Genomic DNA, 24,883 nt, shown 5'->3' on the forward strand with positions numbered 1-24,883 from the left:
ACGCCGCCCGTGTCTCCACGCACGTGCGGACGGCCGAATCCGCGGCAGGGGGGAGAGTCTGCCGCCGCGTTCAGGTGAAGTCCGACAGGCCTGACTGTCCGTCGTCGCGCCCCTCGTCCTCGCCCTCGTCGACCGATCCGTCGTCCGCCCCGGTCGCGTCGCCGGCGAGGTCGTCGAGCGTCGGCGCGGCCGCCCCCTCATCCGCGTCCGCGTCCCCGCTGTCCATCGCGTCGTCCGTCCGCCGCGCGAACGCGTCGCCCGCGTGTGCCTCGACCAACTCCTCGCGGCGGGCCTGTGCGTCCTCGACGATCGACTCGACCTTGTTCGTCGACTCGCCGCTCCCCGTCACGTACGAGACGTGTGACGCGTCGAAGTCGTACCATGCGGCCATCTCGACCGTCAGCTCCCGCGGCTTGCAGTGGTGGGTCATCGCCGACAGGAGCGGCAGGATCTCCCGGCGGGCCGTGGCGATGCTCACGCCCGCCGACTCGGCGATGCGGGACGCGACGGCGTCGCGCGTGGCGTCGCGCGTCGAGCGCCACGGCGCGCCGCCGTACCGCGTCCACCCCCCGCGGGTCCGGTCGCGGGAGGCGGCGACGCCCGCCGAGACGTTGTCCGTGACGTACCGCCAGTAGCTGTAGTTCTGTGTCGCGCGCACGCGGCCGAGCCACCGGTCGGCGTTCGCGAGGAACTCGTACGCGCGGGCGAGTTCCCCGTCGTCGTACACCATCGACACCTTGTCCTCGACCCACGCCGTGAGGTCGTCGGGCGTCTCGTCGGTGTCGTACGCCGTCCGGAGCGCCTCCTCGGCGGCGTCTTCCTTGAGCACGCTGTCGAGGAAGCCGAAGATCCCCACCGTGCGGTCGCGCCCGCCCGACGTCACGTCGTCGACCGTGAGCTTCGATCGGCCGCCGACCGAACTCTGGAGGTCTCTTACCGCGGAGCGGAGGTCGCCGTCGTTCGACTCCGCGATCCGCTGGAGCGCTTCCGTCTCGAACTCCACGCTCTCTCGCCGGCAGATGTCGCGGAGAACGGGCACGATCGAGCGCGCGGAGACGTCGCGGAACTCGATCTCGCGGCAGGCGTTGCGCATCCCCCGCGACATGTCGTAGTAGTCGTTGGCGATGAGGACGATCGGCTGGTTCGCTTCCTTCAGAAGCGTCGTCACCGCCTGCTTGCCCCCGTAATCCTTCTGGTAGTGGATGTTGTCGGCCTCGTCGAGGATCACCAGCTGACGACCCCGGTCGCGCTGTCCGCGGGTGCTGGCGTCGGTCGCACCTGACAGCGTCGTGTTCATCGCTGCCCGACCGGCGAACCGTTCGATGACGTCCGCCGTCCGCTGGTCGGAGGCGTTCAACTCCATGGTCTCCCAGCCCTTGTCCGCCGCCAGCGCGTGCGCCGCCGACGTCTTCCCCACACCCGGACTGCCGTGGATCACGACGGCTTCCCTGTGTTGGTCCCACGTGTCGGCCCACTCCTCGAACTCGTCGCGGGCCGTGTCGTTGCCACGGACCTCCGACAGCGTCGTCGGGCGGTACGTCTCCGTCCAGTCAGCCATTACCGGAGGAAGGAGTGAGGCGGGTTTAGTGGTTCCGGACGGTCGTTCCGTCCACCACCGGCGCCGTGGACGAACACGAGCCGCTCCCGACGTAGCGTGTAACCGGACGACGAGAGACCGAACGCGACGGCAAAGAACGTCGACGGCCCGAGCCGCCTCGGACGACGAAGCGGCTCGGATCGCTGTGGCGGCAGCACGCGACTCCGGTCAGTCGTAGATCTCGCCGCGGTGTACGTACGTGGACGGAGCGGTGGGCGCTCGGAGTGAGACCGAGAACACCCGGCTCGGAGGCTTCGGCGATGAGATGATCGATTCGGAATCAGAGCGTCGCGTCGACGTCTTCGGCGAGGCGAAGCGAGAGCGCCACGATCGTGAGCGTCGGGTTCATCGCTCCGCTCGTCGGGAACACACTGCTCGAGGCGACCCAGAGGTTTCGGAGGTCGTGGGTCCGACAGTTCGCGTCGACCACGCTCGTGGCCGGATCCTCGCCCATCCGGGTCGTCCCCATGTGGTGTGAACCCATCGTCTGATCCCCGAACCCGCCCACGCTCGTCACCCTGGCTCCGACTTCGTCCATCACCTCGCGGGCGACCGACTCGGCCCGCTCGAAGGTCCGGCGCTCGTGCTCACCGTAATCGAGTGAGACGTCCGGGATCGGGCGGCCGTGGTTGTCCGTGGTCGAACGGTCGAGCGTCACGTGGTTCTCGGCCCGCGGGAGCACCTCGATCACCGACCGGATGCCGAGCGTGTGGGTCCCCGAGGCGTCGACACCCTCGAGCAGGTCGTCGCCGAGCCGGACGGCGTTAAACGGGTCTTCGAGCAGGTCGAACACGGCCTCCGGATCCCGCTCTGTGACGACCGCTCTGAGCGCGTTGAACGTCGGTTCCTTTCCCATGGACCTGCCGGGGGACGGTCCTGCCCGGTTGTGGAACACGAGCGTGAACGTCCCGGGGGTCGCCTCGGCGGGCTCGTAGAACTGGTCGGATCGGCTGGTGACGAACCCGATATTGTTCTGCCAGGTGTGCTCGTCGGGGAGTTCGGCCCGGACCTCTACCTCCGCATGATCCATCAGGTACCGCCCGACCGCCCCGCTCGAGTTCGCCAGCCCGTCGGGGTACTGCGGCGAGTCGGAGAGCAGGAGGAGGCGTGGAGTCTCGATGCCGCCAGCCGCCAGCACGAACGCGTCTGCCGTCTGGCGGTGAGTCTCACCGTCCGGGGTGGCGTAGACGACGTGATCGACCTGGTCGCCCGTGTCGTCGTGGAAGACTTCGAGGACCTGTGCCCGGTCGATGACCGTCGCACCGCGGCGCTCGGCCCGATTTACGTGTTCCTCCGAAGAGTACTTTGCCCCGATCGGACACGTGTTGCACACCCCCCAGCCGTCGCACTCGGGCCGCTCGCGATACGGCTGCGAGGCGATGGCCTTCGGCTGGCTCCCGAGGCCGATTCCGAGTCGCTCGCATGCCTCCGCGAACAGCGAGTCGCTGTACGAGGGCGGAAACGCCGACATCGGAAACGGCTCCTCGCGCGGTGGTCCGTGGGGGTTGTCGATCGAGCCAGAGACACCCACCTCGCGCTCTGCGGCCGCGTAGTACGGGCGCAGGTCGTCGTACGAGATCGGCCAGTCGGGCGCGATGCCGTACCGCGCCCCCATCTCGAAGTCCTTCGGATGGAGTCGAGGGGTGTTCCCGTTCCAGAGCAGCGAGCTCCCCCCGACCCCCTTCGCCCGGACCTCGTTGAGCCGGGCGAACACGTCTCCCGAGGAGCGGTACCGGTCGCGCTCCTCGTCGAGCCAGAAGACGTTCCGGGAGATGTCCGCGCGGAGCCACTGTTCCATCCGCCGGAAGCGGTCCTGCGTGGTGTAGCGCTCGCCGGCCTCCAGGACGACGACCTGCCGACCCCGTCCGGCGAGGGCGTCGGCGACGACCGCACCGGCCGGTCCCGAACCGACGACACAGACGTCCGCGTCCTCCACCGGCCGACGGTCGGTTGGGCCCTGACGGCTCATCGATCCGGCCCCCGCTGGTAGAGTTCGTTGCCGCCCGGGTAGCCGGGGGGGTTCGGGACGCCCATGAGCCGCCCGCCTCTCGGGAGTGTAAACAGGGCATAGAGCAGGTCGTTCACGAGGTGGAACCGGACCCGCTCGGCCGTCGTTCCGCGTCGGTTCGGGTGGACCGCGAAGGTGCCCAGCCCCGTGAGCACACGACGTCGATCGCCTTTCGACAGCGATGCGAAGCGCTTCCCGAACCGCAAGCGCGCCTCGCGGTCGACCGTGTCGACGACCGCTGCGAGCCGTTCGAAGTGGTCCTCGGTCGGCCCGACCCGTCCGAACACGTACTGCCTGACGAACACGTCGTCGACACTCACGTTGGGGGGGTAGACAACCTCCGCAGCGGCGGTCACGGTGGCCACCCGTGCGGGTGTCGCAACTCCATCATCCGATCCCGTCCCACCGTCTCCAGTGGTCGAACCAGTCGATTGCGAGCCGAAGACGGCCGTCCCGACGCCGATCCCTCCGAGCGTCAGCAACGCTTCGCGTCGGGAGAGCGCCACGTCTCTCGTGCGGTCGTCAGTCATCTTCGCCATGCCCCTCCCCGACCCGGAGCAGCCGTTCGTCGAACCGTTCCGAACCGGCTCTCTCGGTGGTTCGCCCGGGTGGCGTGGTTCGGACGATCCGAACCAGCCAGGCAGTGAGAAGCAGTCCGAGAACACCGGAGGCGGCCACGCTCGCTCGGCCGTAAGCGTAGACGGTGACGAAGACCGTGCTGACGACGCGCCCGAGCACTCCATCGCCGAACGTGTCCGCGAGCGACGCCGTCAGCATGTCCACGTTCGTGAAGTTCGAGAGGTCGTGTGCCAGCACGGCGATTCCGGTCGCGCCGACGAACCACGCGAAGCCGACGAGGGCATACGCCGCCGCGGTGCGCCTGTTCTGAGCGCTCCAAGACGACGGCTCCCCCGGAGGTGGGTCGTCCGCGAAGAGTTCGTCCCCGGCGACGGCGGCCACTCCGAGTACTGCCGTGACGGCGGCCGTCGACACTGTCGCCGAGTACCCGACGTAGTACGGCGCGATCTCGGCGACCGAGACGAGCCAGGTGAGTGCCGCCAGGGCCGAGACCGTCCCGAGGAGCAGGGCACATAGGTACTCGACTGCCCGAGCGAGGAGCGCCCGGCGGACCCCACCGTTCGGGCTCACGACTCCGAGCCGACCGTAGGTGAGTGCCGTGACCAGCGCGAGGCTGAGGAACTCGACCCCCACGACGAACGTTCCCGTGCCGAGCGCCGCCTGCGACAGCGCCAGTAGGACGATGCCGAAAGCCCCACCGAGAGCGACTGACGGGCCCAGCAGCGCCGCCGCGACGGTGAACGGGCCCGTCAGCCACCCGGCTGGCGCTCCGACCTCGGTGAGCGCGGTCCCGAGGCCGAGGTAACACACCGCGGCGAAGACCAATCCAGCGTACGCGTTCACGCTGATCCGCGAGTTGCGCTTGAGGCCACGGATTGTCTGGCCCCCCACCGACCGTATCGGTCCACGGGTGTTGGCACTCTCTTTTCTCTTCTCCTCTCGCGCCATTGCTCACTGTAATTGGACAGCCCACATAAATTTTCTATTTTCATGTTACTCAGTTTATTTTATATTACTGCTTCGATGGCCTCGAAGCGGCCGGCTTCGTGCTAGCTGTCCGTTCCGAATGCCGAGCCGCCAACGTCGTATAAGCGACGTGAAACGCGAGTGGACGTAACCAGCCCTCAGGGCCGCCGACTGCAGTCACGAGGACCGCCGAGACGATGAAGAGGACTCTCGATCCCACGATGTCGATGGAGGAGAAACTGGCCACGGGATCGTTCTGGTCGACAGGACCGACGACCCGTCGCCTGGCAAGCGACCGCCCGCCAATCCAGGCTACCACGATCTCTGTTAGCTCGACACGAAACGGCAGGACGTCGAAGCACAGCGACACGTCCGGCCGTCATTGTGGGGTGGCGGAGCGAGGCGGGTTCAGTGGCTGCGGAGCGGTGCTCCCATCTTCCTGTCACGTCAGACGGGTTTGCTCTGACGTCCAGCGAACGGACCGTGTGCGGGCCGACAGTCGAGCGTGCGGACAGTAGCGTCGGGTGTTGGGATCGGGGTAGCTGGCGGCTCCTGCGTGATCACGTGGCGACTGGTCCGCCACGGACCGAATCGTTCACGTAGACTTATCAACCACCAGTAATACCCACTCACAGAATGTATCGGAGAAGATATCTGGCGGCGGCCGGCGCGTCGCTCGCATCGGTGCTCGCCGGCTGTTCGGCGGGAGACTCCTCGAATTCGGCAACGCCGACGTCGGCGGCCGCCGAGACGACGACGATGCCGACCGGAACCGCGACCAGAACTGCGACGCCGACCGCGGAGCCGACCGAGACGGCAATGGCGACTGCCACAGAGACGCCGGTCGACGCACCCCGGCGGATCACCGGGCCACCGGCCGCCGGGATGGAGAGCTTCGACCGACTCGTCCCTCGACTGATGGATCGCTGGGACGTCCCCGGTGGGGCCGTCGCCGTGGTCAAGGACGGGCGTCTCGTCTTCGCCCGTGGATACGGGCTGGCGAACCGGAGTACGCAGGCGGTCGTGACGCCAACCGCGCGCTTCCGCATCGCCAGTCTCGCCAAACCCCTCACCTCGGCCGCCGTCCTCCGATTGGTCGAGAACGGCCGAGTCGACCTCGACGACCGGGTGTTCGACGTCCTCGACGAGTTTCGGCCCAGCGGCCCGGCAGATCCGCGGATCGACGACATCACGGTCCGGATGCTTCTCCGGCACACCGGGGGCTGGGACATCGAGGAACTCGGCTTCGATCCGATGTTCGAGTCCGTTCGCATCGCACGAGAGGAGGGAGAGAATCCTCCCGCGAGTGCGGAGACGGTGATCCGGTTCATGCTGAAGCGAGACCTGAACTTCGACCCCGGGAAGAAGTTCGCGTACTCGAACTTCGGCTACTGCGTCCTGGGCCGCCTCGTCGCGCGCATCACCGGACAGTCGTACGAGTCGTACGTGCGGAACAGCGTTCTGTCCCGAACGGAGGTCTCTCGTATGCGGATCGGCGCGACCCGTCTGGAGAACCGAGCGGACGACGAAGTTCGCTACTATCACGACGAGTCGACCGACTCCGTCTTCCCGGACGAAGGGACTGTTCCGACTCCGTATGGCGGGTTCTACCTACAGGCGATGGACGCTCACGGCGGCTGGATCGCGTCGCCGATCGATCTCCTCCGATTCGTGACTCACGTCGACGGCCGCGGGCCGGTCGCGGATGTACTGTCGTCCGGCACCGTCCGCACGATGACGAGTCGCCCCGCCGCCGCCCACTGGGACGGCTCCGACTATTACTACGGGATGGGCTGGCTGGTCCGGCCCTCGATGGACAACTGGTGGCACTCGGGGTCGCTGCCGGGCACGAGCAGCCTGATGGTCCGGACCGGCCATGACCTCTCGTGGGCGGCGCTGTTCAACAGACGGTCCTCGGACGAAGAGTTCGTCTCGGCTCTCGACCGGACCCTCTGGGAGGCCGCTCGGTCGGTGTCGACGTGGCCCGATCGAGACCTCTTCGGGGCGTTCCCCTGACCGCCCGACAGTGTTTATCTCGGCGGTGGGATCGAGTCGCGGATCCGTCCGATTCGGCCGCCATAAACGCCCGCCCGCTATACGAAACGACCGACCCCGTGGTCAGTCGTCGGCCATCTGCGCTTCGAAGTGCGCCCCGATCGCCGCCGTCTCCGCCTCGAACGTGTCGAGGTCGTAGTTCTGCGCGTGTAAGATCGCGCTGTAGCGTGCGGTCACGCTCGCCAGCATCGACAACTCCGCGAGTTCCTCCTCGGTCGCGCCGTGGAGCTTCGCTGCCTCGCTGTGGAAGTGCGTGCAGTACGGGCACTTGACGTTCGCCGCGACCGCGAGCCCGATCAGTTCTCGGTACTTCGGTGGAATCTCCCACTCGCCGACGAGATACCGTTTGAAGAAGGGCCACTCGTCGACGGCGTCCGCCGGTGGGAGGGCGTCGAGCCACTCCGGAACGGTACCCAGCGTCTCCTCGACATCTTGGAGCGTCTCGTCGTGATCCGTCGTCGTTGGACTGGTTGCCATCGTTGTCTCCGATTCGACCGGCTCGATGCGCCGCGGTCGAATCGACTCACGTTGGCCCCGGAACGTGATAGTCGTATGTTACGAGTTCGTGTCGTTCGGTAGTCACATACGGGCCCGATGGGCTCGGTCCGGCCGGGCGAGCGGTCCGACGGGGGCGGTTTTATACGACCGGCTGTCGTGCCGATGACGTATGTCTCGCGCAGAACTGATGGACGACACCGAGATCGACGAGTTCCTCGGGAACGAAGGGACGGCTGTCCTCGCGCTCGCGAGGGACGACGAATCGTACGCGATCCCCGTCTCGTACGGCTTCGACGCCACGGACGGGACGTTCTATCTCCGCCTGGCGTTTCACCCCGACAGCGAGAAGCGGGAGTACCTTGGGCCGAGTCGGAGGGTGTCGCTCGTCGTGAGCGAGGAGACCGACGACGGCTGGCGGAGCGTCGTCGCCCGCGGCCGCCTGCGCGAGACGGGTGAGGCGGCGATCGACTCCAGCGTCGTCGAGGCGATCCGCCGGGTCAACATCCCCTTCTTCACCGTGTTCGACCGGCCCGCCCGCGAGTTGGAGTTCGAGCTGTTCCGGCTCGCGCCCGACGACCTCACTGGGCACAAACAGACGTAGCGGGCCGACGTCGGCCGGGAGGGGTTCGCGCCGAGGGTGGCGTACGGCTTTTCACCGCCGAGCGCGAACGTGTTTCATGGACGATACGCGCTCGGTGCGGATGGCCGGCGAAGAGCGAGCCGAGTTCCTCGGAACGGGTGGAACCGGTGTCGTCTCGTTCCCGACGGGTGCGGACGACGCGCCCTACTCGTTCCCGGTGTCGTACGGCTACGATCCCGAGGACGGCGAGTTCTACCTCCGACTCGCGTTCGGGCCCGACACCGAGAAAGGGAGCGTCGTCGACGACGGGAAGCGCGCCTCGCTCGTCGTGTACGACCGCGACGACACCGACGACGACCGCTGGCGGAGCGTCGTCGTCACCGGGCGCCTCGAAGAGGTGACCGAGGCGGCCATCGACTCGGACGTGGTCCAGGCGATGCGACGGATCCACATCCCGCTCGTCGACGTGTTCGAGCGCCACCCGCGCGAGCTCACGTTCCGGTTCTTCCGGATCTCGACCGCCGAGGTCACCGGTCGGAAGGAGGCCCGGAGCGACGACTGACCCCCACCGTCCCTACCGACGCCACGCCCCCGGAGCCGGCTCACTCGTCGGCCGGCAGGTGTCCCGAGACGAGTTCCCCGCCGAGGAGCACCGCTTCGGGGGCGTTCAGGACGGTCGCGTCGGCCAGCGGGTCGCCCGAGACGACGAGCAGGTCGGCGTGGGTTCCGGGAGCGAGCGTGCCGCAGCCGTCGAGACCGACCGTCTCGGCGGCGGTCTCGGTCATGGCCGTGATCGCCCCTCGCGGTGAGAGGCCGTGTTCGATCATGAATCCCACCTCCGCGGCGTTCGAGCCGTGGTAGTTGAACGGCGTCCCGGCGTCGGTTCCTCCGGCGATCCGGACGCCGGCGTCGACCGCCCGAGCGAACGATTCGAGATGCCGTTCGTAGATGTGTTCGGTCTTACGCGCCGAGTCGGGCGTCGCCCACTCGACGTTCCGGACGATGTAGTACGGTGCCGAGAGCGTGGGCACGAGCGTGACGTCCTCGCTGACGAGCAACTCGACCGCCTCGTCGTCGAGGAACGTCCCGTGTTCGATGGTGTCCACGCCGGCGAGCGCGGCCGCCTTCGCCCCCTCCGCGCCGTGGACGTGCGTCGCCGCGTGGAGGCCGTGCCGGTGGGTCTCGTCGACGAGCGCGTCGAGTTCGTCGTCGGTCAACGCGACCGTGTCGGGGTCGGTTCCGGGTGTCGTCACCCCACCGGTGGTCATGAACTTGATGAACGCCGCGCCGCGTTTGACCTGCTCGCGGACCGCCTTCCGCGCGTCGATCGGGCCGTCGATCTCACGGCCGAGGTGGTGGCCGTGCCCGCCCGTGATCGTGATCGAGCGGCTGTTCGTGACCATGCGTGGCCCCGTCACGTCGCCGCGTTCGACCGCCCGTTCGAGGTCGAGATCGACGCCCCGTGCACCCATCGTCCGGACACCCGTGATCCCCGCCGCCAGGGTCTTGCGCGCGTTGCGCGCCTCCACGAGCGCCAGTTCGGCGTCCGACATGTCGACGATGGGCTCGACGCTCGTCTCGCCGGACAGCGAGAAGTGGACGTGGGCGTCGACGAGCCCCGGAAGAAGGGTCTTGCCCGAGAGGTCGACGACACGTTCGTCGGCCCGTGGGTCGAGATCGCCGACGGCGTCGATCCGGCCCTCGGCGATCCGAAGGTCGCCCTCGTGGTCGTCGGCACCCGACAGCAGCCGGGCGTCTCGCAACAACATCGTCCGTTCTCGGGAGTCGGCGAGCATGAATGTGTGTGACTCGGCGCTCACGTGTCAGAGCGACCGTGCGACCATCTCGCCCCAGTGTTCGAAGCCCCAGCGGTCGTAAAACGCCCGGGCGCGGTCGTTCTCGCGGTCGACGTCGAGCACGAGTCGGTCGAGCGGGAGGTCCTGTGCGCGCGCACAGTCTAAGGCGACCTCCATCAGGCCGTCGGCGACACCCGTCCCGCGCGCGGGCGGGTCGAGATACACTTCGTTCAGGACGGCCGCATCCCAGACGAATGCCAGCGACGCGGGGAGGACGAAGACGTAGCCGATCAGTCCCTCCTCGTGGGCGGCGACCTGGACACAGTCGGGATCCTCGTCGACGCACCGCCCGACCCACGCCAGCCACTTCTCTCGGTAGTCTTCGCTGAGCTTCGCCGCGTACCGCGCGCGCTTGTCCTCGCCGCCGGTCGCGTCGCCGAGTCCCAGCTCGAACCCCCGCTTGAGCGACCAGAGCTCGTCGGCGTCTGATTCCTCGTAGAGTCGGATCGTCACGCCCGCGTCCGTGGTCTCGGTCATGATCGAGCTACCGTGACGAGGGTACGTGAACGCTCCCCTCCGGTGGTCGTCTCGACCGGGGCGGCGCGGCCCCGTTCGCGTCCCACCGCCAACCTTCGGTGATTCTCTATCGCGGCAAGCGGTTTATCTCGTGGCGCTCGGCGCAGTTGCCCGGCCGATAGATCGGTCCGTGGCCGTCCCGAACGCTCCGGCTCCCGGAGTTTGGGCGTTCGCTGCGCTCCTCGTATCGCCATGGCGTTCGCGTCGGCCGGCCCCCGCCAGCGATCTGTACCGCTCAGTCTCGTTTCCGGTGGTCACGGCCCGTCGACGGGAGTCTACCGTGTCTCCGGTCCGCTACCGACCCGACACGCGTCGCTCCGGTTGGGCCGCACGGACGGGGGGGACAACAGCAGACCCGTATCGGACCGTGTAATCATAGGAAATATTAGGTCCTTGGGTAGGTATTCACGAAACCTATTACACCGGGACGCCACAAATCCGACTCGGAAATGAGTAAAACTGGTCAAACCACCGTCACCCGGCCCTCGACGGAGGCACTCGTGACCCTCGGTGATCGGGTCCACGAGGCGGCCTCCCAGGAGGGGATCTCGCTCGACTACCACGACGGCCTCTGGACGGCGACCGACACGACCACCGGCGAACGAGCCACCGATCTGTCGATGGCGGGCGCATGGGCGGGGCTCCGCGAGACCGACGTCTACGCCGTCCACGCTCTCCTCGAAGAACGCGGCGCGTCGATCGTCCGCCCGTCGGCGTTCCTCGACGAGTAGTCGCGCCCGTCGACTCGGGCCGGGAGATCACGTCACAAACCACTGTTTCGGTCTACCAGTCGCTACCATGGCGACCGAGACCGGCGTCGTGAAGCCCGAACCGGACCTGCTCACGCGCACCCAACAGGGCGAGCCCGACGAGGCTTCAGTGGACGGGACCGACTCCCACCGACTCCTTCGCTGCGAGTCCGGTATCCAGTGCGGGTCGCGAGTCGACCCCGACCGCCAGTGGAGCCGGTCCTGTCTCATCCCCGCCGGACGGTCGGCCCCGGTCCGTCGGCCCTCGACCGGTGCCTCGTGCTCAGCGACGCATCGCGTCCCAGAGGCGGACGCTGACGACGGCAGTGCTCACGAGGACGAGCATCAGCTCCCAGCCCGCCTGAAACACCGGCGCGACCCGCTCGACGTCTTCGGGCTCGCCCCCGGGGCTCGGATCGACGGGGGTGCTGTAGTGAAGCGTCCGCGTCGACGGTTGTGGCTGTGCCTGCGCCGGCGGCTGGATCTCGACGAACGTCTGGACGAGACCGCGCTGATCGGAGAGCAGGAGTTCGCCGTCGACCGTGTAGAACGCGTCGACCGCGGGGTAGAAGACGTTCACGCCGTTCGTGAACAGGTCGGGGAGGATCCCGCCACAGAAGAGCGCCGCGAGCGAGACCCACGCGATCCGGACGCCGCGCGTTCCGAACCTGGCCCGAAGCACCGACTCCGTCCGGGTCGTCTCGTACAGCAAGACGAGCCCCAGGAGCGCCGGAAACAGGAGGCTGTGGAGCAGCGAGCGGTGGGCCCCGGGGAGGACGAGCCCAGCGAAGGCGTCGAGATCGGGCACGGCCGCGACCGCGACGACGCAGGCGATGGCCCGCGCGTCGAACTCGGTGGTGAGCAGTGCGGCACCCACGAGCCCACCGATCGCGACGTGAACGAGTGTCGAGGGCATACCCGCAGTCCGTCTGGCTGCGGCTTGAGCGTTGGCCCCGGCTTCCGGCCGTCGACGAGCGGAGCGGCGGGTCTCGACGTTCGTCGAGGGTCGGTTTCGGTACGGTTTTGTGCCCCGTCGTCGGAGAACGGCCATGCGACAGCACCGGCCGTGGGCTCCCGGGGCAAAGCCGTCTCGGCTCGCCCGGACGACGACGCTCGACCGTCGACGGATCGCTCACCCGCTCGTGGCCGCGGGCGGATTCGACGTGATCACGGGTGAGTCGGCGTGACAGACGGTCTGCGCGCCGACCTGGCCCGCCGGATCGCCGGCGAAGTCACGCTCAGTACCGACCCCGGTGCGACTCTCCGGAAGTGGCGCACCGACTTCGATATCTCTCAGACGGCGCTCGCGGACCACCTCGACGTCTCGTCGTCGGTCGTCTCTGACTACGAGTCCGGCCGGCGGGAGAGCCCGGGGATCGGGGTCGTCAGCCGGATGGTGAACGCGCTGCTCGACATCGACGAGGCGCGCGGCGGGTCGCGCATCCGACAGTACGCTCGGGTCGTCGGAGCCGGCTTCGAGAGCGACATCGTCCGGGACCTCCGCGAGTACCCGACGGCGATCAGGCTCTCTCGGGTGTACGAGGCGATGGACGCGACGGAAGTCGTCCGCGGCGACACCAACCGCGTGAGCGGTCACACCGTCATCGACAGCATCGAGGCGATCACGCGGCTCTCCAGCGAGGAGTTCTACCGACTGTACGGCGAGTCGACCAACCGGGTGCTCGTGTTCACGAACGTCACCCGCGGGGAGTCGCCACTGGTCGCGCTCCGCGTGGTGAACCCGACCCCGAACGCGGTCGTGCTGCACGGGCTCTCCGAGGACGCCCTCTGGGAGCACGCGGCCACCCTCGCCACCATCGACGGCTTCTCGCTCGCGGTCTCCGATCGCGACCTCGACGAGTTGCTCGCGGAGCTCCGCGCGCTGGCCTGAGCCGGGAGCGACCGGCCGACGGGCGAGATACGTCGGGGGAAGAACCCGCTTCATGTCCGCCCGCAGATCCGACGTTCCTCGTACGCCCCGAGGGCGAACCCTGCTTCGAGGTCGGCCGCGGTCTCCCGGGAGAGCCGGGTGTTCGTCCCGTCGTACGTCGGTGCGAGCCAGCCCGACTCCGTGTGCGGGCGCCCCTCGACCCGGCCCGCCGTGTTGTGCAGGAGTTCGTGCGTGAGGAAGGCCACGCGGTCCGTCCGCCCGCCGTTGACCGTCGTCGCGGTCCCGTCGACGACGGAGACGTAACCGCCGAGCGCCCCTCGGCCACTCATCTGTGGATGCGTGATCTCGCCGAACGTGGTCTGGTAGTAGACGCACGTCGCCCCCTGGAGGTGATCGCGGTCGTACCGGCTCCGGATCGTCTCCCCGTCGGGTTCGTACGCGCTGACAGACCGGTCGAGTTGCCGTTCGTCGACGACGTGGAGACTGATCCCGGTCGAGCCGTCGGGGTTCTCCACGGGCATCTCCGCCCAGATGCTCCGGAGGTCGGCCCGTTCGGATCCGTCGAGGGGTTCGATCCCCCTGCCGTAGAGCACCTGCACGTAGAGGTCCTTTCGCCCGACGCTCGCGTTCGGCAACGGCACCCCGCCGGGTGTCTCGCCCGCACGCTCCCAATCGTCGAGGAGCCTGTCGCCGTCGCGGTCGGGGCTGGGCCGCGGGAGGGCGGTCCCGGCGACGGGTTCGCCGTCGGCCGTCGCCTCCTTCGAGAGATCGACGGCGTCGCCATCCATCTCGGCGATCGCGCCGGTTCCGGCGGCGACGTCCTGCAGTGCCCCTTTGGAATCGACGAGCGTCACCAGCGTCGGCGCGGTCACGACGACGAGCAGGAGCGAGAAGATGACCATCACTTTCCCGAACGTGCTCTTCGGCGCGACGCGCCGCCAGCCGCGCCGGAGGGCGCGAAGGAGCCGGACGCTCACGGGGACGACGACCCGGACGATGAGCACGACTGCGAGCGCCGCAAGGAGCACCATCGCACCGACCACGGCGGCGGTGACGTCCGGGGACGGCAACGCCGTCGGCCACCACGGTGGCGCGGCGACTGTGGTGAGAGTCTCAGTCCCGAGTTTCAGGACGGCCGGCACGGCGGCTGTGACGATCGACTGCACTGCCACCCGGTTCTGGGCCGCCGGTGAAAAACACAGCCTTCAAAATATCTATTTTGATAAGAAGTATTTGAACCGTTAATAAAGGCTACTTAAATCAGGCCAGCGTCGGTGGCCGGCAGCACCGGATGGGTTACGCGACGTACTCGTACTTCCGCTCGTTCATCCGGCCCCAGCCGGCGAAGACGAACTCGCCGCCGGGTTGAGTGAACTCCTCGACGTCGATCTCCTTGTCGTGGTTGTGGACGTCGTGGACCTGTTCGTACTCGTCGAACGAGAGGTCGTACCGGCGGGCGATCTGTTCGTCGATGTTCAGCTGCTGGATCTCCTCCTTCCAGCCTTCCCGGACGGTTTCGGCGTGGATCTCCGCCTGCGCGCCCGAACCGTAGGAGCCGACGAGGAGTCGTTCGCCCGAGAGCCCTCGGCCGGTCTCGGCGGCCATCTTGAGCGCGGACGCGCGCGCGATGTGGACCGACCCGGTGTACCAGTTGCCCACCTGGCCCGCGAGCGTGAGCGTCGGGTCGATCGTGCGGGCGTACCAGTCGCGGTACTGTTCCGTGCCCTTGAGCCCGTCCATGTAGTCACGGATGGCGTCCTCGTACGCCTCCCAGGAGTCGAACTCGTCCTCGCGGGGTTGGCGACCGATCTCGGCGGCGAGGTCGTCTTCGATCTCGGTGTCGCGCGTCATGTGCCGGTAGCCGAGGAGCGCGGCCCGGCGGACCATCCCCGGAAACGGCGTGTGGAACGGGATGTACGCGAAGTCGTCGGAGTGGGTACGGCCGACGACCGACTCGTAATCCTCCAGGGCCTCGCGCATGCGCGCGAGATACACCTTCATCGACCGCTTTCCGTCGACCGACGGGAACTGCTGGTTCGGCTTGAGGAAGTCCGTCTCGTCGGCGCTCCCGTAGCCCTGTTCGGTCGAGAGTTCGACCACGTCGGGCTCCTCGGAGATGAGCATCGCCACCGCGCCTGCCCCCTGGGTCGCCTCGCCCGGGTCCCCCCTCGCATAGAGCGCGGTGTCGGTGGCGATCACCAGCGCAGACCGGCCGCGGTGTCTCCCCGCCTTGATCCAGTTGTACGCGTCGTCGATACTCTGGGTGCCGGCGACGCACGCGAACTTCCGCTCGCCCTTGTTCGCGTGGTGGAAATCGCCCTCGAACGTCTGTTCGAGACAGCCGGCGATGTACGTCGAGACGGGCTTGGAGTTGTCGAACGCCGACTCGGTGGCGACGTCGATCCGGCCGATGTCGTCGGGCGCGAGCCCGCGGCGGTCCATCAGCCGTTTTGCGGCGTTGGCACCCATCGTCACGATATCCTCGTAGACGTCGGGCATCGACGAGGCGTGGAGACCGAGCCCCTTCGTGTACTTCTCGGGGTCGTCCCCCTTCGTCGGCGCGAACGTATTGGGGAGGTCGAGTTTGAGTTTGCCGGTCCAGATCTCGATGGCGTCGATACCCACACTTGTCATGACTGCGTGTTACTGCGGAGGGGCATATGGGTTTGTCGATGGCTATTTCGTCGGTCGTCGAACCCCCTCACTCGACCGTGTTTTTGTACTTGCTCGACCGCGGCGTGTACGCGCCGTCGGGCCGGATGTCGAGTCGCTTGTCGCCGGTGAGTTTGAACCCGTCGAGGGAGACGGTCCCGGCACCGGTGACGTCGGCGACCGCATCCTGCCACTGGGAGGCGGTCGCGAGATCAGCGTCGCGGATGTCGATGTCACCGGCCGTGGCGGTAAGCGTGAGCCCCCGGTTCGTGCTTTCGAGGCCCCCGCCGCTCACGTCGATCGACGTTCCCGTGATCGAGAGCGTGTTCGCCGACCGGAACACCGTGGTCCCGGCCGCCTCGACGGGGCCGCTCGCGTCGATCGACACCGCATTGTTGTCCGAGGTCACGGTGGCGCCGCGGAGGTGGACCGCGTTGCCCGACACGTCGACGGCACTGGTCCCCGAACTGAGAGTCGCGTCGTCGGCGGTCATGTCGCCGCCAGCGTCGACCCGAACGGCGTTGTTGTCGGCGGTCACCGTCGCGGCCGTGAGGTCGAGCGTCGCCCCGGAGAGTTCGATCTTGCTCGTCGCGGAGTCGAACGTCGTCCCGTTCACGTCGATGTCGCCACTGGCGTCGACCGTGATCGGGCCGTTCCGCGCATCGACGGTCGCCCCGCCAAGGGCCATCGCCGCAGCCGTGAGCGACACTGCGCTCGTGTCCGAGTCGAACGTCGCACCGTGGGCGACGATGTCGCCGGCAGCATCGATCATCACGGCTCCGTTCTGCCCGGATAGCGTGTCGCCGGTGCCGACGTACACCGCCCCGCTTCGGGCGACCACGTCGACGGTGCTCGTCGTCGACGTCAGCCCCACGTCGACATCGACGCTGTCGGCCTCCAGCCTGACCTTCCCGTTCCGCGCCCGCAGTTCGCCCCCGCTCACACTGTCCGGAACGACCAATATCGGCCCCGATGGAGCGCTGTACGCGACGTCGCCGTTGTCGTTGTCTGTGAGATCGACCTTCGTATCGGCTGTCCCGCTGTCGTAGAGGCGGTTTCCGTCGTAGTCGAGGTACGCAGACCCAGGGTCGCGCGTCCCACCGCCACCACCACCGCCACCGCCACCACCGCCACCGCCACCACCGCCACCACCAGCCACGGCAGTCGGCGGTTCGTACTCCGGCGCGAGCGCTCCCCTCTCTTTGTCGTCGATCGTCACGGGGCTGTTGAACGGAACCGACCCCGTGGCGTTGTGGACGACGAGCACCCGGAGGCGGTCGCCGTCCGCGTAGTTCGCGGTCGAGTTCCACGTGTACGTCCACGTCTCGCCGGCGTCGAACGTCGCGGCTGTCGATCCCGTCAGGGTGCCCGCGGAGAGCGTCGGCCGCGTTTCGTTCCCACCCTCGTCACGGAGGACGACGAACACCTCGTCGGTGTCGAACGCGGTCCCGCCGCCGTGGGTGACGGTGACGGTGACGTTCCCCGCCGCCGGCGTGAGGCCAACGTCGAGCGCCACGCGTGGCTCGGGGTCGTCACCGAGCGACCCGAGATAGAACACCCCGAACGTGCTGATCGCGACGACGACGAGCCCCGTGAGGAGGACGACACCGACGCCCTCGATCTGTCCCCGTCGCGTGTCGGCATCGCTCATCGGTGCTCGTAGGAACACCGGGTATATATGCTTCGGCCTCCCGATACCAACGCTGGTAACGCTGTCTCCGCCCGTCTCTCGTGCGAGCGCGCTCGAACCAACGCGGGTGTGTCTCGGAATTGATAGCCGCGTCGCCAATGATATATGTGGCGTCGGTCTGGTTCAACTGATGCTCAGGGGTGACGACCGCGGGCAGTCGATACAGATCGGCGCGATTCTGCTATTTGGCGTGCTCGTCATCAGCCTCTCGATCTTCCAGACGGTCGTCGTGCCGTCGGAGAACAGCGGCGTCGAGTTCAACGGCTACGTGGAAGCGACCGACGACCTCGTGACCCTCCGAAACGGTCTCCTCGCCGCCGGAACCCGGGGAGGACTGGAGTCGGAGACCGTCCAGACGGGCGTCCGTTACCCCTCGCGCATGGTGTTGATCAACCCCGGTCCTCCGGCCGGCTCGCTCGAAACCACGGCGTCGGAGAACGTGACCATCGCGGGCGTCGAGGCCGTCTCGGGCGAGGAAGCGAACGTCCGCGGGTTCTGGAACACCACCGATCGGGGCGCACAGAACTACAGCACGCGGCGCGTCTCGTTCTCACCCGGCTACAACGAGGTCGAGGTTCCGCCGGTCGAAGTGTCCGGAATGGGGGCGTACCGACTCACGCCGAACGGTCCGCTCTCGATCGCCGGCCAGACGTTCATCACGGGCAATCGGATCACGCTCGTCACCGTCGACGGCGACCTCGGCGCGTCGGGCCTGTCGACGTCGGTGACGGCCTCGCCCGCCAGCGTCGCCACGCGCTCGGTCACCGTGACGGGCAACGGGAGCGACGTCACCGTGACCCTCCCCGTTCCCGGGAACGGCACCGAAGCGGCCGCCGAACAGTGGATCGACTCGTCGGAGGCGCAGACGCTGAACGACACGAACCCCAACGTCGAACGGATCGTTCCTAACGGCTCGCGCGCCGACGTCGTCCTCGACGGCTCCCGCCAGTACGAACTCCGACTCGCTCGCGTCGTCGTCCACGACAGCGGCGATTCGGGGGTGGCGGCGGAGACCGAGCCGCAGTATCTCGTCCCGCTGGCCGCCAACGGGACGACGGTGCCGACGACCGGGACACGACGGCTCGCCGTCGAGGTTCGTGACCGCTACAACAACCCTGTCGAGGGGGCGGCGGTCGACTTCAGCGCGACCGGCGGCTCGCTCGACGGCAACTCGACGGTCATCACCGGTAGCGATGGCCGTGCGAGCGTCGCGTTCGACATCGACGACGTCGACTCGGCGACGCTCGACGCCGCGATCGACGGGGCAGGCCTCCCACCCTACAACTCGACGACGATCGAGGTGTCGCGCGCGGGAGCCGGCGGCGGGTCGGGTGACGCTGCTGCGGGGACGGACGACATCAACCCGAGCCAGAGCGGCGACGTGCAGCTCACGTCCGCTCAACAGAGCGGTGACAAATCGACCGCCCGGATCACGTTCAACAACACGGGCACGGCGAACCAGACGATCGAGAAGATCCGGATCTCGTTTTATTTCGGCGGCGGCAGGGGCGGGTCGGGCAAGACGGCGACGAGCGCGACGATCGACGGGAGCTCGTTCGACATCCCCGGGACGACCAACACTCTCTCGAAGACGTTCCCGGCCGGTCAGGAGTCGTCGCTGGTGATCGACTTCGACGGGAACAGACCGGAGGTGACCGGCTCGCTGTTCGTCATGACGGTCTGGTTCGACGAGGCCGGAAAAGAGACGTACTTCATCACCGTCCCGCTGTAGCGCGGCGCGGAAGTGAGCGACGCCGGTGACCCGGCGCGCTCGGTCACTCGTCGTCTTCTTTTTCGATGACTTCGGGGTCCGCGAGCGCCGACTGCAGCGAATCCAGTCCGGAGACCCAGTCCGAGACGAGGCCGTACTCGATGTCTTCTAAGACCGTGACGTCGAGTTCGTCGTCGTCCTCGATGAGGAGCGTCCCCGCCTGGACCGTGTGGGCGAAGGCCGTGTCGAGATCCTCGTCCTCCTCGGCGGCGACGGCCGCCTCGACGTGTTCGCCGATGGTCCCCTCGGGAGCGGGACCGCCGGCGACGTACTCCTCGGCAGCGGCGAACACACAGCGGAGACTCATCTGGACACCGTCGACGAGGATGAGTTTCTCCTCGCTCTCGAACGCCGCCTCCGAGAGGACGATCTCGCCGATGTCGCGGATCTCTTCGAGGGCGACCTCGTCGTCGATGCTCCCGTCCTTGTACGCGGAGAGGACCTTCGCGACCGCGATGGCGGCGTCGTCCTGCATGTTGAACAGGAGCCGCGCCGACTCCTCGCTCTCGGGGTCGAGGTCTTCTTCGTCGACCCGTGAGAGCCAGTTCTGCCAGCGTTCCTCGGTGTAGTAGGTCTCCTCTGCCTCGGTCATACATGACCGTCTCTGCCTGTCGTCAAAGGCCTTTCCTCTCCGTGGTTCGGTGTGAGTGTATCTCACTCTCGCCGCCCGAAAGCGACGACGGACGCGGGGTCGCGCCGTCCGCGACACGCTGGCACGCTCGCGGTGCGGTCCCCCCATCGGCCGAAATCGTCGGGGGCTGTCGGTCCGCGATCGACTCAGCCGAGCGTCGATTCGGTGTCGATGCCGTACACCCGCCGGGGTGTTTCGACGTGCGCGAGCCGGACGGCGTCGTCGTACCCCTCGTCGAGGAGCGTCCGGACGCGCCGCGGGACGGTCTTCGGTCCGAGAACCGCCCCCGGACGGTCGGGGTCGTCGACGAAGTCGGTCTCCATCAGGAACGGCTCGCCCCGGTCGGCGGCCTCGCGGAGCCAGTCGGGTTCGCTCATCACGCTCGGGGTCACCCCCGCCAGCGTGCTCCCGGCGTAGTGTTTGACGACCTTCTCGCTCGGAAGGCCGCGCTCTTCGGCCCACGCGCCGACCGCCGTCAGGTCCTCGGTCGTCTCGGTGTGGAGTTGGACCGCACAGTCGCGGTCGGCACCGAGCGCGAGCGCGTGCCGGAGCACGTCGTTCGACGCCTCCCAGACGGCCTCGGGGACGTCGTAGTGGGGCCGACCGGACTTGAGCGCGAGCGCCCGGCCCTCCCCGACGTACTCCGCCGCGACGTCGAGGCCGTCGCACATGAGGTCGCGGGCGGCCCCGGGCTCGAAGCCCCGGTCGCGGACCAGCCGCGAGACGAGGCCGGGGTGGACACCGAGGACGGGCCAGGCCCGACCAGACAGCACCGTCGACGCGCGCTCGACGACCGCGAGGGTGGTCTCGAACACCGCCCGGAAGTCCTCGCCCGACTCCGCTTCGACGCCCAGGTGCCACGACGGCTTGTTAACGACGAGGAGGTGGGTGCCGCCGAGACGGGCGAAGTCCTCGACGGCATCGATTCCCCGGCCGTGTTCGGGATCGAGATGCAGGTGGTTGTCCAGTACCGGCGTGCCGAGTTCCATACCGGTCGTTCGGCGGCGTGGACAAAAGGCGGACGGGTATCTGCCTCGGTCGTCGGTGCGCCTGTCGGAGCGCCCGCCCGGCCGCTCCGGCCGGAGGCGGCGACGACGGTCCCGGCGCCGGCGACAACGCGACACGACCAGGTTCGCCCGTCGAAACGTCAGACTTTCGTGAGAGTGTGTAACACGGTAACGTATGAGGTTCGACGGCGGGTTTCCGAACGGACGAGTGACGTGCCACACCGCGAACGGGGCCGTGGAACGCCGGCCCGACGACCGTGCGTCGACGTGGAGGTGCGGCCCGTGATCCGCCGGCTGTTGACGCTTCCGTTCCGGCTCCTGGGAGTCGTCTTCGAGTTCGCGGTCGTCCTCGTGATGGTCGAGTTCTTCGGACTGACGCTGTACCTCTGGTGGGCGAACGAGGCGGCGCTGGACGCGTTCTTGACCGGCGTCCGTACCCCCGCGGCATTCGTGAGCTTCCTCCTGGCCGCGCCCGACCGGTCGCTCGTCGCCGGCGGACTCGCCGTTTTGGCTGTCTTCCTCGTCCTGAGCGGTGAGTCGGGGACGGGTACGAGCCACGTCCACGACGGCGGGTTCGGTGGCGACGGTGGTGTCGGCGGGTTCGGTGGCGACGGTGGCGACGGCGGCGGCGGTGGCGGCGGCGAGTAAGTATCTCCCCCCCGTCGCTCTGTGGAGAACGCTCTGCATCGCCAGGGGACTGCCACCCCGCGTCGGCGGCAGCGGGCTCAGACGCCGGGGACACCGAACGCCGACAGCGAGCCGATCCCGAACAGCGAGAGCACCGCGATGACGACGAGCGACGCGACCCAGGCGACGAGGCCGATCCCCACCGCGGCCCCCCAGCCGCCTGGGTACCGCCAGTTCACCACCGCGACGTAAGCGGCGAGCGTGAGCAGGACCCCCACGAGCGGGATCCAGCCGAGGAAGAGACCGACGACTGCCCAGACGACCGCACCGACGAGCGCCGTGACGACGGCGTGTCCGAAGTCGGCCTCGTCGACGACGACGCGCGCGCCGACGTAGATCCCGAAGCCACCGACGAGGAGGCTCACGACGAACCCCACGAGCGAATCGAGCAGTGCCATACGTGACGGACGACCGCAGGGAGCAAAAGTCGGCCGGTCGTCACTCTCCGAGCGTGACGTGTTCGGTGGCGGCGTTGGGGAGGGCGTCGGAGCGCCCGTGGGAACCCGGCGCGATCGCGACGGTTCGGAGCCCGTACTCGTTCGCGACTTCGAGGGCGGGCTTGAAATCCGTGTCGCGGGAGGCGATCGCGACGACGTCGGCCCGGGACTCGACGACCAGCCGCGTGAGGTCGACGGCGAGTTTGACATCGACGTCGCCGCTCGTGACGATCACGTCGAAGCCTCGTGCTTCGGCGGCCTGGATGAGCCCCGGGGTGGCGTGTTCGTCCACGTACAGCCGGGTGGCGGCGAGGCGGCCGTACGAGCGGGCGGCCGCCCGCAGGTCGTCGAGGTCGACGTCGAACTCGTCGCGGAGGACGTTCGGGCCGTCGACGAACAGCGCCACCCGTGGCTCCGACGCCGATTCCTCGGCGAACAGCCGACGGAGGAGTGTCATGCGACGGCTACCGTCGACCGGGACAAATGTGTGGTGATTCGACCCCGATTTGGGTCGGAGTTCGGACAACCTCCATGTCTCCCCGCTTCCTCGGGAGGGGTATGAGGAGACAGACACGCCGCCGGTTCGTCGCCGCCACGGCGCTCGCGGTCGCGGGGATCGCCGGCTGTACGGGACGGACGGGCTCGGCGGGAGCCGGCACCGAGGGCACGAGCGGGGGAGCGACGGAGCCGGGCGACACGGACGGGCGGACGACGGGGTCCAGCGAGTCCCTCGACAGCCACCCCGCCGCGGCGGGACTCGACGCGCAACCGACGCTCGGACCGAGGGAGGCGACGGCGACGATCGTCGCGTTCGAGGACCCTTCGTGTCCGCGCTGTCGGGCGTTCGAGCGGAACACCGTACCGCGGATCCGCGACGAACTCGTCGCCACCGGGCAGGCGCGGTTCGTCGCGCGGACCTACCCCGTCGTCTACCCGTGGGGCGAACCCGCGGTCCAGGCGCTCGAATCGACGTTCGCCCGGTCGTCGGAGGCGTTCTGGGGGCTGTTCGCACACTACTTCGCCGACCAGGACGCCTTCTCGACCGACAACGTGCTCCCCCGGACGGAGGAGTGGCTCGCGGCGAACACCGATCTCGACGGGGCCGCGGTGGTCGCCGACGCCGAGGCCGGCGCGTACGACGACGCCGTACAGGTTGATCTCGACGCGGGCGAGGCCGCGGGCGTCGGCCGGACGACCCCGACCGTCTTCCTGTTCCGCGACGGCGAGTACGTGACTCGCGCGGGCGGGAGCGTCAGCTTCGACCTGCTCACGTCGGCGCTGGGACTGTGACGGTGCGACTGCTGGGCGTCGGGCTTCCCACGACGCGGTCGGACGTGCGGCTGGTCGCCCGGACCACACGGCTCGTGCTCTCGGTCCCGGTGTACGCGCTGTTCGCCACGCTCGTGGCCCTCGCGACGCTCTCGGCGTTCGTGCTCTCGCAGAACCTCGCGCTCGTCGGCGACGTCGTGCTCGGTGGGTCGCTCCCCCTCGCCGCCCGCCTCCGCGTCCTCGTCGAACTGTACCCGTTCGTCGGGACCTCGTACAGCCTCTTGTCGGGAACGGCGCTCGTCGTGGTCGCGGCGCTCACCGGGGTCGATCTCGCGATGGTCGCGTACCACGTCCGCGAACACGGCCTCTCCGCGGAGGGAAGCGGCGGCAGTGCGGCGGGCGTCGTCCTCGGCGCGCTCGGAGCGGGCTGTGCGGCCTGCGGGTCGGCGGTGCTCGCCGGCGTGCTCTCGCTCGTCGGCGCGTCGGGGCTCGCGCTGTTGCTCCCCTTCGACGGCGTGGAGTTCGCGGTCCTCGCGAGCGTGGCGCTCGTCCTGTCGATGTACTGGCTCGCCGACGGGATGCGGGGCGGGTCCATCAACGGCTGCCCGGTCGATCCGTAACCGGGTCGAGAGCCGACCCCGTGGTGCCCAGTCATCCGTTGCTCAGTACCACTAGTATTGCCTATCACACCTTATTTCCGTTTAGAAGGCTATATCTTTACACTTATGTGGTTGGAGGGGGCAGAAGTTGATATGAACGACAGTATGGGGGATAATGACCCATCATCGTTTATTGTTATAGATTCGATGAACGACCACGGTGCTATCACAGTACAGCCCGTCGACGGCCACGCGACGTATCACGTCGTCGACTACGAGGACGGGACGACGCGCGAACGTCTCGCCTCGCTCACCGAGGGCGCACAGATCCGAATGTCCGTCGAGCGCGCCGGCGTCCGCGCGAACGTCTGGAAGGCGACGAAACTCGTCGCCGGCTCGGCCAAACCCACCCCCGTTCGCGTCTGACGACTCGCCGATTCGGGTCCCCTCGTTTCATCTTCGCCCCCCACACGCTTCGTCGTTCTTCCTCGTCCCCGACTGCCCTCTCGTTCCACGTTCCCCCGACCGCCGGCCCGTATCGCGATCAGCAGGAGAACAGGCCGCCGCTCAGCACCGGCGCATGACGCTCGACATGTCCGCGAAGGTCGCAGTTCGTCGGTGTTCGGCGCGGGGCTCGTTCCCCGCTCCCTCGCCAAAAATAGTTACTACATCCATAGTAACTTCTCTGCGTCCGGCGTGATAACTGTACTGTTCCGGGCGACGATTCGACCGAACTCGGTCGTCGGGGAGCCGCTCGTCCGGGATCGACCGCTGAAGGGCCTGTAAACGCCGCTTCGTCCTGCCGACTCGTCCCGCCTGCGACGGTCCTGTCGACTCGCCGCGTC

General features: G+C 68.1%; 27 protein-coding genes. 11 read left to right on the forward strand and 16 right to left on the reverse strand.

Features of this window, described 5'->3' with window-relative positions; genetic code table 11:
- Positions 1–70 precede the first annotated feature (70 nt).
- The 5 genes from NKJ07_RS02295 to NKJ07_RS02315 all read right to left on the reverse strand — a co-directional run bounded on the left by NKJ07_RS02295 (position 71) and on the right by NKJ07_RS02315 (position 5,983).
- Positions 71–1,558: a replication factor C large subunit gene (locus NKJ07_RS02295; protein WP_318568980.1), complete on the reverse strand. Its 1,488-nt coding sequence runs from the start codon at positions 1,556–1,558 to the stop codon at positions 71–73.
- A 319-nt stretch (positions 1,559–1,877) separates the two neighbouring features.
- Entirely contained in the window at positions 1,878–3,566 is a 1,689-nt protein-coding gene (locus NKJ07_RS02300) for a GMC family oxidoreductase (RefSeq protein WP_318568981.1), read from the reverse strand.
- Entirely contained in the window at positions 3,563–4,135 is a 573-nt protein-coding gene (locus NKJ07_RS02305) for a gluconate 2-dehydrogenase subunit 3 family protein (protein WP_318568982.1), read from the reverse strand. Before NKJ07_RS02305 ends, NKJ07_RS02300 begins: the two co-directional genes overlap by 4 nt.
- Positions 4,128–5,132, reverse strand: coding sequence for a hypothetical protein (locus NKJ07_RS02310; protein WP_318568983.1), 1,005 nt, complete (start codon positions 5,130–5,132; stop codon positions 4,128–4,130). Before NKJ07_RS02310 ends, NKJ07_RS02305 begins: the two co-directional genes overlap by 8 nt.
- A gap of 647 nt (positions 5,133–5,779) precedes the next feature.
- Complete coding sequence (locus NKJ07_RS02315; RefSeq protein ID WP_318568984.1) at positions 5,780–5,983, reverse strand: hypothetical protein; 204 nt, start codon at positions 5,981–5,983, stop codon at positions 5,780–5,782.
- On the opposite strand from NKJ07_RS02315, the gene NKJ07_RS02320 reads away from it, so the two are divergent.
- The gene (locus NKJ07_RS02320; RefSeq protein ID WP_318568985.1) at positions 5,970–7,166 is read left to right on the forward strand and encodes a serine hydrolase domain-containing protein; all 1,197 of its coding nucleotides are present in this window, start codon (positions 5,970–5,972) and stop codon (positions 7,164–7,166) included. The two genes, NKJ07_RS02315 and NKJ07_RS02320, sit on opposite strands and share 14 nt — an antisense overlap.
- A gap of 102 nt (positions 7,167–7,268) precedes the next feature.
- On the opposite strand, the gene NKJ07_RS02325 is transcribed toward NKJ07_RS02320, so the two are convergent.
- Positions 7,269–7,682, reverse strand: a complete 414-nt coding sequence (locus NKJ07_RS02325; RefSeq protein WP_318568986.1) for a carboxymuconolactone decarboxylase family protein — start codon at positions 7,680–7,682, stop codon at positions 7,269–7,271.
- Positions 7,683–7,872: 190 nt separating this feature from the next.
- On the opposite strand from NKJ07_RS02325, the gene NKJ07_RS02330 reads away from it, so the two are divergent.
- A complete protein-coding gene (locus tag NKJ07_RS02330; protein WP_318568987.1) occupies positions 7,873–8,304 on the forward strand; it encodes a pyridoxamine 5'-phosphate oxidase family protein in 432 nt (143 codons plus the stop codon).
- Positions 8,305–8,380: 76 nt separating this feature from the next.
- Positions 8,381–8,845, forward strand: a complete 465-nt coding sequence (locus tag NKJ07_RS02335; RefSeq protein WP_318568988.1) for a pyridoxamine 5'-phosphate oxidase family protein — start codon at positions 8,381–8,383, stop codon at positions 8,843–8,845.
- 40 nt (positions 8,846–8,885) lie between these two features.
- Here NKJ07_RS02335 and NKJ07_RS02340 read toward each other — a convergent pair whose 3' ends face one another.
- The gene (locus NKJ07_RS02340; protein ID WP_318568989.1) at positions 8,886–10,052 is read right to left on the reverse strand and encodes a metal-dependent hydrolase family protein; all 1,167 of its coding nucleotides are present in this window, start codon (positions 10,050–10,052) and stop codon (positions 8,886–8,888) included.
- A 54-nt stretch (positions 10,053–10,106) separates the two neighbouring features.
- Complete coding sequence (locus tag NKJ07_RS02345) at positions 10,107–10,616, reverse strand: GNAT family N-acetyltransferase (protein ID WP_318568990.1); 510 nt, start codon at positions 10,614–10,616, stop codon at positions 10,107–10,109.
- A 488-nt stretch (positions 10,617–11,104) separates the two neighbouring features.
- Between NKJ07_RS02345 and NKJ07_RS02350 the strand changes: the two genes are divergently transcribed.
- Positions 11,105–11,386, forward strand: a complete 282-nt coding sequence (locus NKJ07_RS02350; RefSeq protein WP_318568991.1) for a hypothetical protein — start codon at positions 11,105–11,107, stop codon at positions 11,384–11,386.
- Positions 11,387–11,687: 301 nt separating this feature from the next.
- Here NKJ07_RS02350 and NKJ07_RS02355 read toward each other — a convergent pair whose 3' ends face one another.
- Positions 11,688–12,320 (reverse strand): metal-dependent hydrolase, encoded by a 633-nt coding sequence (locus NKJ07_RS02355; protein WP_318568992.1) that lies wholly within the window; start codon positions 12,318–12,320, stop codon positions 11,688–11,690.
- Positions 12,321–12,453: 133 nt separating this feature from the next.
- Between NKJ07_RS02355 and NKJ07_RS02360 the strand changes: the two genes are divergently transcribed.
- Together NKJ07_RS02360 and NKJ07_RS02365 are read left to right on the forward strand one after the other, a co-directional pair.
- Positions 12,454–12,591 (forward strand): hypothetical protein, encoded by a 138-nt coding sequence (locus NKJ07_RS02360; RefSeq protein WP_318568993.1) that lies wholly within the window; start codon positions 12,454–12,456, stop codon positions 12,589–12,591.
- On the forward strand, positions 12,588–13,295 hold the full coding sequence (locus NKJ07_RS02365; protein WP_318568994.1) for a helix-turn-helix domain-containing protein: 708 nt from the start codon (positions 12,588–12,590) through the stop codon (positions 13,293–13,295). Before NKJ07_RS02360 ends, NKJ07_RS02365 begins: the two co-directional genes overlap by 4 nt.
- A 50-nt stretch (positions 13,296–13,345) precedes the next feature.
- Here NKJ07_RS02365 and NKJ07_RS02370 read toward each other — a convergent pair whose 3' ends face one another.
- From NKJ07_RS02370 to NKJ07_RS02380, 3 genes are all read right to left on the reverse strand, one after another.
- Positions 13,346–14,461, reverse strand: coding sequence for a hypothetical protein (locus tag NKJ07_RS02370; RefSeq protein ID WP_318568995.1), 1,116 nt, complete (start codon positions 14,459–14,461; stop codon positions 13,346–13,348).
- Positions 14,462–14,591: 130 nt separating this feature from the next.
- Positions 14,592–15,929 carry a hydroxymethylglutaryl-CoA synthase gene (gene hmgB, locus NKJ07_RS02375; protein WP_318568996.1) on the reverse strand — a complete coding sequence of 446 codons (1,338 nt, stop codon included), beginning with the start codon at positions 15,927–15,929 and terminating at the stop codon, positions 14,592–14,594.
- Positions 15,930–15,996: 67 nt separating this feature from the next.
- On the reverse strand, positions 15,997–17,598 hold the full coding sequence (locus tag NKJ07_RS02380) for a type IV pilin domain-containing protein (RefSeq protein ID WP_318568997.1): 1,602 nt from the start codon (positions 17,596–17,598) through the stop codon (positions 15,997–15,999).
- A gap of 169 nt (positions 17,599–17,767) precedes the next feature.
- Here NKJ07_RS02380 and NKJ07_RS02385 point away from each other — a divergent pair, with 169 nt between their 5' ends.
- Positions 17,768–19,369: an Ig-like domain-containing protein gene (locus NKJ07_RS02385; protein WP_318568998.1), complete on the forward strand. Its 1,602-nt coding sequence runs from the start codon at positions 17,768–17,770 to the stop codon at positions 19,367–19,369.
- Positions 19,370–19,412: 43 nt separating this feature from the next.
- Here the strand turns inward: NKJ07_RS02385 and NKJ07_RS02390 are convergent, their stop codons facing one another.
- Positions 19,413–20,000 carry a DUF2150 family protein gene (locus NKJ07_RS02390; protein ID WP_318568999.1) on the reverse strand — a complete coding sequence of 196 codons (588 nt, stop codon included), beginning with the start codon at positions 19,998–20,000 and terminating at the stop codon, positions 19,413–19,415.
- 185 nt (positions 20,001–20,185) lie between these two features.
- Positions 20,186–21,028 (reverse strand): TatD family hydrolase, encoded by an 843-nt coding sequence (locus NKJ07_RS02395; RefSeq protein WP_318569000.1) that lies wholly within the window; start codon positions 21,026–21,028, stop codon positions 20,186–20,188.
- A 285-nt stretch (positions 21,029–21,313) separates the two neighbouring features.
- Here NKJ07_RS02395 and NKJ07_RS02400 point away from each other — a divergent pair, with 285 nt between their 5' ends.
- Positions 21,314–21,694, forward strand: coding sequence for a hypothetical protein (locus NKJ07_RS02400; RefSeq protein ID WP_318569001.1), 381 nt, complete (start codon positions 21,314–21,316; stop codon positions 21,692–21,694).
- Positions 21,695–21,771: 77 nt separating this feature from the next.
- On the opposite strand, the gene NKJ07_RS02405 is transcribed toward NKJ07_RS02400, so the two are convergent.
- Together NKJ07_RS02405 and NKJ07_RS02410 are read right to left on the reverse strand one after the other, a co-directional pair.
- Positions 21,772–22,131, reverse strand: coding sequence for a hypothetical protein (locus NKJ07_RS02405; protein WP_318569002.1), 360 nt, complete (start codon positions 22,129–22,131; stop codon positions 21,772–21,774).
- A gap of 40 nt (positions 22,132–22,171) precedes the next feature.
- Entirely contained in the window at positions 22,172–22,627 is a 456-nt protein-coding gene (locus NKJ07_RS02410) for an NYN domain-containing protein (protein ID WP_318569003.1), read from the reverse strand.
- Between the two features lie 101 nt (positions 22,628–22,728).
- Here NKJ07_RS02410 and NKJ07_RS02415 point away from each other — a divergent pair, with 101 nt between their 5' ends.
- The 3 genes from NKJ07_RS02415 (at position 22,729) to NKJ07_RS02425 (ending at position 24,464) form a co-directional block, all read left to right on the forward strand.
- Entirely contained in the window at positions 22,729–23,460 is a 732-nt protein-coding gene (locus NKJ07_RS02415) for a DsbA family protein (protein WP_318569004.1), read from the forward strand.
- A complete protein-coding gene (locus tag NKJ07_RS02420) occupies positions 23,457–24,059 on the forward strand; it encodes a hypothetical protein (protein ID WP_425504712.1) in 603 nt (200 codons plus the stop codon). Before NKJ07_RS02415 ends, NKJ07_RS02420 begins: the two co-directional genes overlap by 4 nt.
- 132 nt (positions 24,060–24,191) lie before the next feature.
- Complete coding sequence (locus tag NKJ07_RS02425; protein WP_318569006.1) at positions 24,192–24,464, forward strand: DUF7999 family protein; 273 nt, start codon at positions 24,192–24,194, stop codon at positions 24,462–24,464.
- Positions 24,465–24,883: the final 419 nt, after the last annotated feature.

It is taken from the genome of Salinigranum marinum, from assembly GCF_024228675.1.
GTDB lineage: Archaea > Halobacteriota > Halobacteria > Halobacteriales > Haloferacaceae > Salinigranum > Salinigranum marinum.